Source organism: Bariatricus sp. SGI.161, assembly GCF_050313695.1.
Classification (GTDB): domain Bacteria; phylum Bacillota; class Clostridia; order Lachnospirales; family Lachnospiraceae; genus JAFBIX01.
In genome coordinates, this window is the sequence record NZ_JBNPLX010000022.1 from 12,112 (window position 1) to 26,412 (window position 14,301).

A 14,301-nucleotide genomic window follows, 5' to 3' on the forward strand; every position below is an offset into this window, starting at 1 on the left:
CTTAATCCCTCCTAATCACTGTTCTGCCATCTATCACACTGACTTTGTCATTTGCAATCAGGTCAATTGCTTTTGGAAGTATCTTCCATTCTGCCTGTTCCATTACTCGTCTCTGGAGTACTTCCGGAGTATCTCCCTGTTCTACTTCCACAGCCTTTTGCAGAATAATCGGCCCAGTATCCGTTCCTTCATCTACAAAATGTACCGTCGCACCAACCACTTTTACGCCACGGGCAAGAGCCGCTTCATGTACTTTCAGTCCATAGAACCCAGTTCCGCAGAAAGACGGAATCAAAGACGGATGGATATTAATGATCCGGTTTCTGTATTTTTCAATCATTGCAGGAGGAATCACAACCAGAAATCCCGCCAATACGATCAGATCCGGCTGCATCTCATCAACAGCTTTGATAAATTTCTCATTAAATTCTGCCCGCGAAGAAAACTGCTTCGGTGAGATACACTGACCTGCAATCCCATGCTTCTTTGCTCTCTCCAATGCATAGGCATTTTGATTATTACTGATAACTCCGACAATCTTTGTATTTGTAATGGCACCAGATTCTACTGCATCAATAATTGCCTGCAGATTCGTTCCGCCGCCAGATACCAGCACAACTACATTTAGCATAATGTAACTCCCTTTTCTCCGGCTTCAATATGACCAACAACGTATGGTGTCTCTCCGGCTGCTTTGATTGCTTCCATCGCTTTCTCCACGTCTGCAGGATCTAATGCGATGACCATTCCAAGTCCCATATTGAATGTGTTATACATCATTTCCTCTGCAATATCTCCTTCTTTCGCCAGAAGTTTGAAGATTGCAGGAACCTCATAACTATTCTTTTCTACAACTGCTCTCACGCTGTCCGGTAACATTCTCGGAATATTTTCATAAAAGCCGCCGCCAGTAATATGGCTGCATCCTTTTACTTTTACACCGCTGTTCTTAATGCTCTTTAACGCTTTTACATAGATCTTTGTAGGAGCGATCAAAGCTTCTCCTAATGTCTTGCCCAGTTCATCATAATATGTATCCAGGGACTCTTTCGTCATCTCAAACACTTTACGGACAAGAGAGAAGCCATTACTATGAACACCGCTGGAAGCCATACCAACCAGCACATCTCCAGGTTTAATATTCTCACCGCTGATGATATCCTTTTTATCCGCAACACCTACAGCAAATCCTGCAAGATCATATTCATCTTCCGGCATAAGTCCCGGATGTTCTGCCGTTTCTCCACCGACCAGAGCACATTCTGACTGTTTACATCCTTCTGCAACTCCACTTACAATTGTTGCAATTTTTTCAGGATAATTCTTTCCACATGCAATATAATCTAAGAAGAATAATGGTTCACCTCCTGAGCAGGCAATATCATTTACACACATTGCAACAGCATCGATTCCAATGGTATCATGCTTGTCCATTACAAATGCGAGTTTTACCTTTGTTCCGCAACCATCTGTTCCTGACAACAGGACAGGTTCTTCCATATTCTTAATACCACTCAAATCAAAAGCACCGGCAAATCCGCCAAGACCACCTAAAACCTCTGGTCTCATTGTCTCTTTTACATGTTTTTTCATAAGTTCTACTGATCTGTAGCCAGCTTCAATATCAACGCCTGCGTTCTTGTAATCCATAACGTATCTCCTTATTATATGCTTTATTTTTCTACTTTTTATTCGTATCTTTTATTTTTGAGCAAGATATGCCTCATATCCAATCTCATCCAGCTTTGCAGCCTTGCCCTGCACTGCCTCTTTCATCTGTCTTGTATAGGCTTTTAACTTGTCCAGAAGTGCTTCATCAGAAGCCGCAAGAATCTTTGCAGCAAGAATCGCTGCATTCTTGGCTCCATCGATTGCTACAGTTGCAACCGGAACTCCCGGCGGCATCTGCATGATAGAAAATACTGCATCCATTCCATCCAGATTCTTTCCGGAAAGCGGAACTCCGATTACCGGTAATGCAAATAAAGCCGCACACATACCTGGAAGTGCCGCAGCCATTCCGGCTCCTGCTATTATAACTTTCACTCCACGTCCTTCAGCTCCTCGCGTCCACTCAATCAGTTCATCCGGCTCACGATGAGCAGAGATAATAGTCATCTCATAATCGATTCCCAGCTCTTCCAACATTGCGGCTGCCTTACTCATAACCTTCAAGTCAGAATCGCTGCCCATAATAATACCTACTTTCGGCATATTTTTCATCCTTTCTTTCCATAGTTTGCTATATAAGCACCTCAAGAATCCTATTCTGTCGGTGTTCATTGCTATGCGTTCACTATACCGTATTTATCCAGATTTTTCAATGGTTCATTCAGAATCTCTGTTCCTTCCAACACAAATCTTCCATTTTCCAGCAGAAGAATCTCTTCTCCATTTTTTGTCACTACTGTAATACTTTTCAATTCTTCATATGGAATCGTAATGTCTGTATGGCAATGGAAATATGCCTTGGAAACATCTTCTTTTCTTAAAGCAGATATCGAATTATCTTTTGCTACAATCTCTTTCCCATTTGGATTATATACCTTAATATCCTCACTCCAGCTATAACAAGTATCTCCAACTGCAAAATGAGGTCCCATCTTTTCTGCAATCAGAATCGGCATTTTTTCCTCGATACCATATTTTTTGGCTGCTACATAGGCTGTTGTATTGGTTCCAATTGCAAATTCCCCCAGCGGGAGTGTCGGATGTTTATAAAGGATATTATCACGAATATATTCTTTATTCTCTAGTTCTCTTTCAAAATTTCTACAATTATAGTCTGCGATCATTCCATTGGCAAATGTAATCTCTAGATCCTGATACTGTAATTCATTAAGATATACCTTGCTCACATGCAACACACCATTGGTTCCTTCCAAAACAGGAGATGTGAAGACTTCTCCCACCGGAATATTCACATCTGCCACACAATTCTCAAATATAGTCTCTTTATCCGGGTCATGAAGCGAATGAAGTTGAATCTTAAGATCTGTCTTGTTTCCATCAGCCCCCAGAATATGAACATATTCTCCCTGATCCAGTGCATCGATCAACGTCTGCTGCACTTTCTCATAAGTCTTGGCATCCAATGTATTGATACGGATAATCTCATCAAATATCTCGTCATATTGTTCTCCTATGTCAGGCACTGGATAGGCAATAATCGTAAAACTCCTCTCGTCACCGCGAATATACTGATTCGTAATCTGACTCTGTCGGCTGTCAAACTGAAGTGCAAGTTCTTCTTGTCTGTCCGTAAGTCGGATGACCTCCTCTTTCTGTCCTGGTGAAAAAGGCTCCTCGCCAAACATATCTATACAGGCTGGACCTGCAAATTGTGCCGCCTGCTCTTTATGATGCTCATACGTAGTCTGAATGACTTCTAATTTGCGTTCCATAAACTTTTTATCCAAAAATAATGCCTGATCATTGCGATGATCATATTCATACTGCTTATTAGCAATCGCGCCATAATATCCTATTTTCAGATGCTGACGTTTCGTCAGGACACTCACACCAGAACGATATATGACAGGCTTTAATCCCATTTTTTCAAAATTTTCAATTGCTTTTTTCACTACCTTCTCGAATCCAAGAACATAACGAATATTGACAATTGATTTTTTAGAAAGGTCCTTGCCTGTATTAATGAACCCAATCCGGTAACCTTCTGTGTATACATCTGCCATCTTTTGAATCACCGTTTCATCCAATTCCATAAGATGTCTTGCAGTCTGCAGTTCATTGTGGCTGATATATTCTCCAAATTGATACAAGTAATTCACATTGTTCAAATCACTGTTCATAATAATATCCACCGCAAACGATTCTGCAGGATCAAGTTGTTCGCAGATTCGATCTGCTGCAAATACATCACAATAATCACTGGCATACCAGTAAATTGTCTCTTTGACATTTTTTAGATTCGGCTCTTCTTCAAACTGATTATAAATTTCAATCAATAATTCAAATAAAATATCCAGATACTCTTTCTTTTGTTCAAAGACATATACTATAGCAGCTCTGAGTTCTGTATACAAAAAACTCAGAATCTGTCCATAACCTTCTCCAAGCATTTCCACCGCATAGGATGGATTCGCATAGCTCGTGTTATATTGTTGAGGAAGAATATCCTGATATAACCTTTCATTCCACTCTTCCAATTCTTTAAGTTTGAACTGAGCATATGCTCCTGATTCTATCTGCGTCTTCAATTCATCCAGCATAATGACAAATTCTGCCATCTTTTGAAAAAATTCTCGAAAAGGTGGCTGTACAACCTTTTCGTCTCGCATCTCTTTGATCCGCCCAATTGCCAGTTCATATCTTTCTTCTATCATCTATATAAGCCCCCTGATAAATATTCCAATCAGTCCAAGAAGTATCGCAGCATTTACACCGATCCCTACCTTGCACGTTATGTAATTTTTGTCTCTTTCTTTTAGGCCGCGAAATCCTAATACAAGCCCCATAAAGGATAATGCAATCGTTCCCAATCCTACAAATCCGATCAAAATACCAACCTCACCTTTGCCAATAAAAGAAATGCTTATCATCAGCAACAGCAGCATTGCCACTACTGCCGCATAGCAACACGAATAGACACCCTTTCTTGCATGTCGAAGTGGTGTCTGTCCGTACTTGGTCTTTATCATCTTTTTTCTCTGTTTTTCTCTGGCTTTCGCAACAGCTTTTGCCCTATCTTCTTCTGTTACTACCTTTTTTCTTATAAACATGTCTTCTCCTTATTGCCGCACAGATTACAAATATAACATATCCCAGAAGACCTCCGATTGTATTCAATAAGAGGTCATCTACATCAAAACTTCCAACTTTCGTAACCAGCTGAAATGTTTCAACACAAAGACTAAGTCCAAAACTGTAGAATACAGTAGCCAGAAAGCTTCTGTATTTGCTTGCCATGGGCATAAAGAATCCAAAAGGCATAAAGATAATTACATTGCCAAACAAATTAGTAAACATAGCGAACAGACCAACCTGATTCCGGTATTCCCAGAATCGATTGATTTCTTTAAAGAGCACAAGATTATAATGATATTCCTGCATCTCTCCTGTCCGTCCGTACCAATCAGAAAATATCAGAAAGTATATAATAAACATAATATATAATACAAATAATATCTTTCCGAGAATACGGATTCTTTTTCTACTCTTTAATTCCAAAAATATAGCACCCTTTCAGTCTGGACCCAATTAAAAGGTAAGTCCTTTTTTCTCCTTCAGTAAGCGTGCTCCACTTACAATCGATATAATTCCTGCCGTCACCCCAATAATTGCTACAATCACACCAACAACTATATTCGCTACACCTGCAAAATTCATTGCTTTATATACCTTTTCGTTCATCTGATTCCCTCCTGGTCTTATTTCACACCATATTGTTCATAATATGCGTCAATTGCAGCTTTTAATGTATCATCAATGATAACTTTTCCCTGACATTCTCTATTATAAAGATAATCCACAACTTCTTCCATTGTTACGATTGCACCAGTCTCAAATCCATACAGATCTTTTATCTCATCCAGAGCACATTTTTCTCCGCCCTTACCAACTTCCATACGATTCAGAGACACCATCAATCCTTTAATCTCCACATTCGCTGCGCCTCGAACCTTTGGCACCGTCTCTTCCATAGACTTTCCAGATGTTGTCACATCCTCAATCATGATGACACGATCACCATCTTTTAATTTACTTCCAAGGAAACTTCCTTTATCAGCTCCATGATCCTTTTCTTCCTTACGATCTGAGCAGTAACGTACTTCTTTACCATATAACTCGCTGAATGCCATTGCTGTTACAACTGCCAGCGGAATTCCTTTATATGCAGGTCCAAAAAGCACATCAAAATCCATTCCATAGGCATCATGGATTGCCTTGGCATAATACTCACCGAGTTTTTTTAGCTGTGTACCAGTCACATAAGCACCCGCATTCATAAAAAACGGGGATTTTCTTCCACTCTTTAATGTAAATTCTCCAAATTTGAGCACATCGCTTTCTACCATAAATTCGATAAATTCCTGCTTATAGCTTTCCATTATTCTTAAGACCTCCATATCAACAAATTTCTTTTCAATTTTACCATACCCGACACACATTTTCAATCCAATAACTGGAGACAAAAAATATCCATATAAGTCCTTCCTTATATGGATATTATATATTTATTTGACAATTCCAACCATCTCTTCAACCGATTCAAAACCATTTTTTTTCATATAATCTTCTATTCCAGCCACAATCTCCATTGTAACTGCTGGATTATGAAAATTCGCAGTTCCGACAGACACCGCGCTTGCTCCGGCAAGGATCATTTCAATCGCATCTTCTGCGCATGAAATTCCACCCATGCCTATAATCGGAACTTTTACTGCATTTGCCACCTGATATACCATACGCACTGCTATTGGATGCACGATCGGCCCAGATACTCCACCAGTTTTATTTGCAATGGCAAATGTCTTTCTGTGGATATCAATCTTCATTCCTGTCAGAGTATTAATCAATGAAACGGCATCCGCTCCTCCTGCCTCTACCGCTTTTGCCATCTCTGCAATATCCGTTACATTCGGACTTAATTTCATGATAACAGGCTGCTTTGCATATTTTTTCACTGCTTTTGTAATATCCTCTGCTGCTTTCGGATTCTGACCAAATGCTATTCCACCTTCCTTGACATTCGGGCAAGAGATATTGATTTCCAGCATATCTACCTCTTCATCCGCAAGTCTCTCTACCACTTCACAATAATCTTCTGTAGATTTTCCACAGACATTTACAATAATCTTTGTATCATATTGTCTTAAAAATGGGATATCTCGTTCGCAGAACAAATCCATTCCCGGATTCTGAAGTCCAATTGCATTCATCATACCGCCATAAACTTCCGCCACTCTTGGCGTTGGATTACCAGGCCATGGAACATTGGCAACCCCCTTGGTCGTTACCGCTCCCAATTGATTCAAGTCTACAAACTCAGAAAACTCAGCACCTGAGCCAAAAGTTCCAGAAGCAACTGTCACAGGATTCTTCCACTCTACACCTGCAATATTTACTTTCATATCCATTAGATTTCCACCTCCGTAGACAGAAATACCGGACCATCTTTACAGATTCTCTTATTATGCACATTGCTGTGATGATCCTTTTCCTTAGACTGGCATACACATGCAAGACATGCTCCGATTCCACATGCCATTCTCTCTTCCATTGAAATATAGCATACAATTTTATTTTCTTCCGCATACTGCTTAATCGCGCGCAACATCGGTGTTGGTCCGCAAGCATAGATAATCTCTGCCTCCAATGCATTTTCACGAATTGCATCCATAACATTCCCCTTTGTTCCAACACTTCCATCTTCGGTAGATATATATAGACTTCCGTTCTGTTCAAATTCTTCTTTCAAAAACGTATGCGCATCACGATAACCAACCACAATCTGCTTGCACTCACAGGATAACTGCTTGGACAGTTCCAAGATTGGTGGGACGCCAATCCCTCCACCCATCAGAAATGCTTTCTTTCCCTCCGCTTTTTCCAGTGGAAAACCATTTCCAAGAGGACCAATCACCGGAATCTCGTCTCCTTCTTTCAACTCAGAAAACTGCTTTGTTCCTGTATTCTCCCCTGTCACACGATAGACCACACGAAGTTGTCCATCAGCCTTATTTATCTCACAAATACTGATCGGTCGCGGAAGAAGCTTACTCCCATCCCTCGTATACATCGATATAAACTGACCAGGCTTCGCAGTCTGGGCCGCATCCGTTTGAATCCACATACTGAAGATTCCATCCGCCAGCATCTCCTGAGATACAACCACAGCATTTTCTTTCTTCATATCCATGTTTTCTCCTTTCGGGTACACCCCATTTTTCATTTGGGTACACCCCATTTGTTAGTTAGGGACGTAGACCTTTTAAAAAATACTACGTCCCTTACATAGCATTTTTGATATCTGCAATCATATCTTCTACAGCCGCTCTGGATGCATCTCCGAATGCTTCTGCACCGTATTTGGCGTATTTTTCTTGCTTATATGCAGCGATGATTCCTCTGGATGAATTTACGATTGCTCCCAAGCCATCCTCGTTGAAGAAATGTACGAGATCTTTGCCTTTTCCGCCTTGTGCGCCATAGCCCGGAACCAGAATATATGCTTTCGGCATAATTTTGCGAAGGATTTTTCCCATCTCTGGGTAAGTAGCTCCTACTACGGCTCCTACGTAACTATATTCTTCTCCCATTGCTTCTGCTCCCCAGGCTGCCACTTTCTCGCCTACCAACTCATAGAGTGGACGACCGTCAATTAACTGATCTTGAAATTCTCCACTAGATGGATTGGATGTCTTGACCAGAACAAAGATACCTTTCTTTTCTTCTTTACATATGTCTAAGAATGGATTCACACCGTCAGATCCCAGATATGGATTTACGGTTGCGAAGTCTTCATCGAAAGGAACATAGGAGTTGCTTCCCACCTGTACTCTTCCAAGATGTCCTACTGCATAAGCAGCAGATGTTGAACCGATATCTCCTCGTTTAATATCTCCAATTACGACCAACCCTTTTTCTTTACAATAATCTACAGTCTTCTTGAATGCCTGAAGTCCTGGAATTCCAAATTGCTCATACATTGCAATCTGTGGTTTCACTGCCGGAATCAAATCATAAGTTTTGTCAACGATTTCTTTGTTAAACTGCCAGATTGCTTCCGCAGCACCTTCTAATGTCTCACCATACTCTGTAAATGCTTTTTTCTGCACATGCTCCGGTACATAATTTAACATCGGGTCTAACCCAACTACTATAGGTGCTCCTGTTCTTTTGATATTTGCTACTAATTTGTTAATCACTTGTTCATTCCTCCTAGTTTCTTCATTATACAATCATCATCTTATTTCAATCCGACTATCTTTCATATACTACTTTGCCATCTACAAGTGTATATGCAACCTCACCAGTCACTTCATATCCGTCAAATGGTGTATTTTTACCCTTTGATGCAAATGTATTCTTATCAATCTTATATGTCTTATCCGGGTCAAAGATCACAACATCTGCAATCTTTCCTTCAGATACAGAGCCTTTTTCATCCAATCCTAAGATCTTTGCAGGATTATAGCTCATCTTTTCGGCCATATCCATCACACTCAAGAGTCCTGTTTTTACCAATGAAGTATAAGTAAGTGCCGCAGATGTCTCTAGCCCAACGATTCCAAATGCAGCTTTTGCAATAGACTTATTCTTTTCCTCTGCTGCATGTGGTGCATGATCTGTGGAAATAACATCCATAATGCCATCCTTCAGTCCCTGTCTTAGGGCTTCTACATCCGCCTTACTTCGAAGTGGCGGATTCATCTTATAATTGCCATCATCTTCTTTGATATCTTCTGAACTTAAGATAAAATGATGCGGACACACCTCACCAGTTACCGGAAGGCCCTCTTCTTTGGCTAATTTGACCATTTTTACACTGTCTGCTGTCGAGCAGTGACATAGATGAAGTCTTACTCCCGTTTCTTTTGCCAACAAAATATCTCTCGCTACAATCACATCTTCTACAGAATTAGTAATTCCCCTTAGTCCAAGACGCTCGGCATTCTCATCTGCATTCATAACGCCGCCTTCTACCATGGTAATGTCTTCACAGTGAGCAAATACTGCAATTCCATTTTCTTTTGCAATTTTCATTCCCTTTCTATAAAGAGAAGCATTCATCACAGATTTGCCATCTTCACTGATTGCATGGCATCCAGCCTTTGCCATTCCTTCTATATCTGCCAGTTCCTGCCCTTTCTGTTCCCGCGTAACCGCACCAATCTGAATCACATGGGACAGAGATTCATTCTTTGCTCTTTCATGCACTGCAGCAACCTTGTCCCCGTTATCAATAACCGGTTTTGTATTAGGCATAGCACACACCGTGGTAACACCGCCCCTCACGGCTGCCTTACCACCTGTCTCAAGGGTCTCTTTATATTCCAACCCCGGATCTCTAAAATGCACATGGAGATCAATAAATCCTGGCATTACATAACATCCTTTGGCATCAATGACCCGATCTGCCTCTTTCTCAATCTTTTCTGCCACTTTCTGGATTCGGTCATTCTCAATCAGCACATCATAACATCCATCTTTTCTGGTAAGTGGGTCAATTACATGGCCATTCTGAATTAAAATCGTCATATATATTGTCCTTTCTGTCGTCTACACTACTGGGTAGTAGCATATTAATAGTATATCCATATAGCATTCCATACTGTAATTTATTTTATCACATGGAATGCCAAAAGGGAATGCCAATTTGGTCATTCCCTTTTAACGTGTATCTTTCTCTTTGTATAATTATTACAATTCACTCTTTAAGATTTCCATTGCTTTTTCAAGCTGATTATCTGCATCCGGGTTATTTTCGTCCTTTTCATACTCTACTTCCACATCCGGGGTAATACCCTCACCGTTAATATTTCTTCCATTCGGTGTAAAATACTCTGCAATCGTCAGTTTCACGCAAGTTCCATCTTTCAAATCAAAGATCTGCTGCACAACGCCCTTTCCATAAGACTGTGTTCCAACAATTTTTCCAAGCCCATAATCCTGGATAGCTCCAGCATAGATTTCAGATGCACTGGCACTATTTCCATTCATCAATACAGTCATCGGAAGATTAAATTGATGCTCATCATCAGACGTCATTTCCTGCCGATTTCCATCTTTATCTTCCGTATAGACAATCAATCCTTCCGGAAGCATCAGATCCAGCATATCGCAGACGGTACTCAGATTACCTCCTGGATTATTTCTCAAATCCACAATCAGTCCCTGCATTCCCTGATTCTGAAGATCTTCTAATGCCTGTTGATATTGATCATAAGTAACACTGTCAAATTCTGAAACTGCAATATATCCAAGATTGTCTTCCAACATACGGTATTCTACTGTCTGCGCCTGAATAGTATCACGAGTTACCGTCACCGTTACTTCCTCATTTTCTTCTCCCCGAAGCACAGTTATATCTACGGTAGTTCCTTTCTCGCCTTTGATGTGAGATACTACTTCCGTCAGATCCTCTCCTGTCACTTCTTCTTTATCTACCTTATAAAGAATATCCTCATCCTGAAGTCCTGCCTTCATCGCCGGAGAATCATCATATATCTGAACAAGTGTAATAATCCCAGTATCCATATTCTGGCTCAGTACTGCACCGATACCGTCATATTCTCCCTCCGTTGTTTCGTAGAAAGATTTGGTCTCTTCTTCATCATAATACACAGAGTATGGATCATCCAATCCTGAAATATATCCTTTATATATTCCTTCCTGAAGTTCTTCTTCATCTACGTCATGTAAATAATTTTTATCAATTAACTTCTTTAATTCTGCAATTTTTTCTTCCGTCTCACTGGTAACAGCTTCCCTACTGCTGTCACCCAGTTTTAATCCACAGGATACAAGTCCTGCAATCAACAACATAGCAAGGGCGCCAAAAAGCGCCCCTTTAACAAAACTTTTTTTATCTTTCATTGATATCAACCTTTATTCTTACAGATAATTACGTGGATTCACCGGTGTACCATTCTGCATAACCTGGAAATGCAGATGTGGTCCGGATGAATTTCCTGTACTTCCTACTGCACCGATATTCTGTCCCTTACTTACCGTCTGTCCCGCTCTGACATACATCGAATTACAATGCATATAATAAGTCTGAAGTCCATTTCCGTGATTGATTACGATCATATTTCCGGCATTCCCACTATAACTTGCTGAAGTTACAGTTCCACTCGCTGCTGCATAGATTGGTGTCCCTGTCGGAGCCGCAAAATCCATTCCTTTATGATTCGTACTTGCTCCCGCAATCGGCTGTTCTCGATATCCAAATTCACTGGATATGTAAGTATATCCCGGACAAGGATGTGTAAATGTTCCATTTCCGGTAATCACAGATGCTCCCGCATTATTGCTGTACCCGCTGTTCTTCTCCTGTTGCTTACGCTCTGCCGCTGCCGCAGCTGCCTGCAGTTCTGACAGCTTATCCTTTGTATCACCAAGATCACTGCTAATCTGTTCAATCTCGGCATCCTTGGTTTCCATAAGCTCTGTCACACTGTCTTGCTTTGTGATCAGATCATTCTGCATTGTCTCCAGTTCATCATATTCTGCCTGAAGCGCTGCTTCCTGTTCTTCCACATCCTTTACAACCGACTGAAACTCTACCAGCATGGTTCGGTCGTATTCTGAGATTGTTGTAATATATTCCGCATTGTTCAGAAATTCACCAATACTTTTTGACTCACACAAAATCTCAACGAACTGTGTATTTCCATTCTCATACATGTACTTGATTCTTTTCTTCATGCTTTCGTATTGATCATTTTCATCAACCTTTGCCTGAATCAGTTCTTCTTCTTTCGCACTGATTTCTGTTTCTTTCTCTTCAATCTTTGTCTTTGTCCCTTCCATCTCACTGACAATAGACTCTAACTGTTTTTCCAAAGACTGCTTTTCTTTCTCTGCATCTTTTTTCTTCTTTTCCAGCTCTTCCGCTTTTTTCTGCGTTTCGCTGATTTCAGTCGCATTCGCCTGAATCGCCATTCCAAGGCACAATACCAACACTAATAAAAAACTAAGCGCCTTCTTTCTTCGTATCATATGTAACCTCCTATGATATTATACCTTCAAGTGCTTACGGATTGTAAAGAAACTTCCCACAAAACCGATTCCTACTCCCAAAGCAATACCAACTGGAAGCAATGTCTTATATACCTCCACTACCGGAAGGAAATCTACAATATTATTCAGGAGGCTGAACTTAGTCATGATATAACTTACAGCCTTATCATACATAAAATACAATGCAACCAAAGGAATAATTGCTCCAATTGCTCCAATTAACAAACCTTCTATTACAAATGGTGCCCTGACAAATCCATCCTTTGCACCAATATACTTCATAATCGCAATCTCTTCACGCCTTACTGTAATACCCATCGTAACTGTATTGCTGATCAGGAAGATGGAAACCGCAAGTAAAATTGCGATAATTGCTGCAGAAATATATCCCACCAACTTATTGACACTAGTCAACGTCTTAGCTACTACATCTGATTTATTAACTTTACGAACCCCATCAAGACTTTCTGCATACTCTACAACATCTTTTTGCTTTGACACATCAGACATATACACTTCATAGTTATCAGAACTTGCCAGCGGGTTATCATTTTTAAATCCATCCGCAAGATCACTGGATTCTCCAAAATATTCTTCTTTAAAGCTGTCCCATGCATCATCTGCGCTTACATAATTGACTTCCAGTACACCTTCCGCATTTTCAAGCTGCTTTCCTATCTCTTTTTTAGTAGAATCAGATGCATCTTCATCAAAGAAGACGGTAATCGCTACACCTTCTTCTGCTTTTTCCACCATATAATTAAAATTCACAACAATGGCGAAAAAAAGTCCGAACAGAAAAATACAAGCTGCCATCGTTGCAATAGACGCAACGGAAAACATCTTATTTCTTCCTATGTTCTTTACCCCTTGTTTCATCGAATATCCAAATGTACTAATTCTCATTATTATACCCACCTTTTTTCTCGTCGCTTACAATGACTCCCTTTTTCATTGTAACAACTCGCTTCTTCATCTCGTTTACAATCTCCTGGTTATGTGTAACTACCAGTACGGTCGTTCCTCTGTCATTCGCCTCCTCCAACAACTTCATAATCTCCCATGAATTTGTCGGGTCAAGGTTACCGGTAGGCTCATCTGCCAACAAAATCGCCGGTTCATTTACAATTGCTCTAGCAATCGCAACACGCTGCTGCTCACCACCGGACAATTCTTTTGGAAATGACTTATATTTCTGCGCTAAACCAACCAGTGACAATGCTGCCGGTACTTTCTTCTTGATAATTCTGGTCGGTGTCTCTGTTACACGCTGCGCAAATGCAATATTATCGTATATATTTCTATCCTTCAGCAATCGGAAATCCTGGAACACAACTCCAATATTTCTTCTATACATCGGAATCTTTCTGTGTTTCATTCGATTCAGATTCTGACCATTTACAATAATAGTTCCAGATGTAGGTTCAAGCTCTTTCATGATCAGCTTAATCAAAGTTGATTTACCAGAACCGCTGTCACCTACGATAAATACAAATTCGCCTTGTTCAATCGTAAGATTTATACCATTCAAGGCCGCAACCCCTTTTGAGTACTCTTTCGTTACTTCTTTTAATTCAATCATATTTTCCT

16 protein-coding genes are annotated in these 14,301 nt (G+C 40.3%); all 16 read right to left on the minus strand.

Going from position 1 to position 14,301, the window contains the following annotated elements; translation table 11 throughout:
- Position 1: 1 nt before the first annotated feature.
- Positions 2 to 631, minus strand: a complete 630-nt coding sequence (purN, locus tag ACQRBH_RS12615; protein ID WP_427743841.1) for a phosphoribosylglycinamide formyltransferase — start codon at positions 629 to 631, stop codon at positions 2 to 4.
- A complete protein-coding gene (gene purM / locus ACQRBH_RS12620) occupies positions 625 to 1,650 on the minus strand; it encodes a phosphoribosylformylglycinamidine cyclo-ligase (protein WP_427761952.1) in 1,026 nt (341 codons plus the stop codon). The genes purN and purM overlap by 7 nt, the downstream gene beginning before the upstream one ends.
- A 51-nt stretch (positions 1,651 to 1,701) precedes the next feature.
- Positions 1,702 to 2,214, minus strand: coding sequence for a 5-(carboxyamino)imidazole ribonucleotide mutase (gene purE / locus ACQRBH_RS12625; protein WP_427761953.1), 513 nt, complete (start codon positions 2,212 to 2,214; stop codon positions 1,702 to 1,704).
- 71 nt (positions 2,215 to 2,285) lie between these two features.
- Positions 2,286 to 4,346 carry an aminopeptidase gene (locus ACQRBH_RS12630; protein ID WP_427743843.1) on the minus strand — a complete coding sequence of 687 codons (2,061 nt, stop codon included), beginning with the start codon at positions 4,344 to 4,346 and terminating at the stop codon, positions 2,286 to 2,288.
- Positions 4,347 to 4,742, minus strand: coding sequence for a DUF6142 family protein (locus tag ACQRBH_RS12635; RefSeq protein ID WP_427761955.1), 396 nt, complete (start codon positions 4,740 to 4,742; stop codon positions 4,347 to 4,349).
- Positions 4,705 to 5,190 carry a VanZ family protein gene (locus tag ACQRBH_RS12640; RefSeq protein WP_427743845.1) on the minus strand — a complete coding sequence of 162 codons (486 nt, stop codon included), beginning with the start codon at positions 5,188 to 5,190 and terminating at the stop codon, positions 4,705 to 4,707. Before ACQRBH_RS12640 ends, ACQRBH_RS12635 begins: the two co-directional genes overlap by 38 nt.
- A gap of 30 nt (positions 5,191 to 5,220) precedes the next feature.
- On the minus strand, positions 5,221 to 5,373 hold the full coding sequence (locus ACQRBH_RS12645; RefSeq protein WP_235233993.1) for a hypothetical protein: 153 nt from the start codon (positions 5,371 to 5,373) through the stop codon (positions 5,221 to 5,223).
- A 17-nt stretch (positions 5,374 to 5,390) separates the two neighbouring features.
- On the minus strand, positions 5,391 to 6,071 hold the full coding sequence (pyrE, locus tag ACQRBH_RS12650; RefSeq protein ID WP_235233992.1) for an orotate phosphoribosyltransferase: 681 nt from the start codon (positions 6,069 to 6,071) through the stop codon (positions 5,391 to 5,393).
- A gap of 126 nt (positions 6,072 to 6,197) precedes the next feature.
- Positions 6,198 to 7,100: a dihydroorotate dehydrogenase gene (locus tag ACQRBH_RS12655; RefSeq protein WP_427761957.1), complete on the minus strand. Its 903-nt coding sequence runs from the start codon at positions 7,098 to 7,100 to the stop codon at positions 6,198 to 6,200.
- Positions 7,100 to 7,882: a dihydroorotate dehydrogenase electron transfer subunit gene (locus ACQRBH_RS12660; RefSeq protein WP_427761958.1), complete on the minus strand. Its 783-nt coding sequence runs from the start codon at positions 7,880 to 7,882 to the stop codon at positions 7,100 to 7,102. Before ACQRBH_RS12660 ends, ACQRBH_RS12655 begins: the two co-directional genes overlap by 1 nt.
- 91 nt (positions 7,883 to 7,973) lie before the next feature.
- Positions 7,974 to 8,891, minus strand: coding sequence for an orotidine-5'-phosphate decarboxylase (gene pyrF, locus ACQRBH_RS12665; RefSeq protein WP_235233989.1), 918 nt, complete (start codon positions 8,889 to 8,891; stop codon positions 7,974 to 7,976).
- Between the two features lie 55 nt (positions 8,892 to 8,946).
- Positions 8,947 to 10,224: a dihydroorotase gene (locus ACQRBH_RS12670; RefSeq protein ID WP_427761960.1), complete on the minus strand. Its 1,278-nt coding sequence runs from the start codon at positions 10,222 to 10,224 to the stop codon at positions 8,947 to 8,949.
- Between the two features lie 162 nt (positions 10,225 to 10,386).
- Positions 10,387 to 11,562, minus strand: coding sequence for a S41 family peptidase (locus ACQRBH_RS12675; RefSeq protein ID WP_427743850.1), 1,176 nt, complete (start codon positions 11,560 to 11,562; stop codon positions 10,387 to 10,389).
- Positions 11,563 to 11,580: 18 nt separating this feature from the next.
- Complete coding sequence (locus ACQRBH_RS12680; RefSeq protein WP_427743852.1) at positions 11,581 to 12,690, minus strand: murein hydrolase activator EnvC family protein; 1,110 nt, start codon at positions 12,688 to 12,690, stop codon at positions 11,581 to 11,583.
- A gap of 18 nt (positions 12,691 to 12,708) precedes the next feature.
- Positions 12,709 to 13,617 carry a permease-like cell division protein FtsX gene (ftsX, locus tag ACQRBH_RS12685; RefSeq protein ID WP_427761962.1) on the minus strand — a complete coding sequence of 303 codons (909 nt, stop codon included), beginning with the start codon at positions 13,615 to 13,617 and terminating at the stop codon, positions 12,709 to 12,711.
- Positions 13,607 to 14,293 carry a cell division ATP-binding protein FtsE gene (ftsE, locus tag ACQRBH_RS12690; protein WP_235233982.1) on the minus strand — a complete coding sequence of 229 codons (687 nt, stop codon included), beginning with the start codon at positions 14,291 to 14,293 and terminating at the stop codon, positions 13,607 to 13,609. The genes ftsX and ftsE overlap by 11 nt, the downstream gene beginning before the upstream one ends.
- Positions 14,294 to 14,301 lie beyond the last annotated feature (8 nt).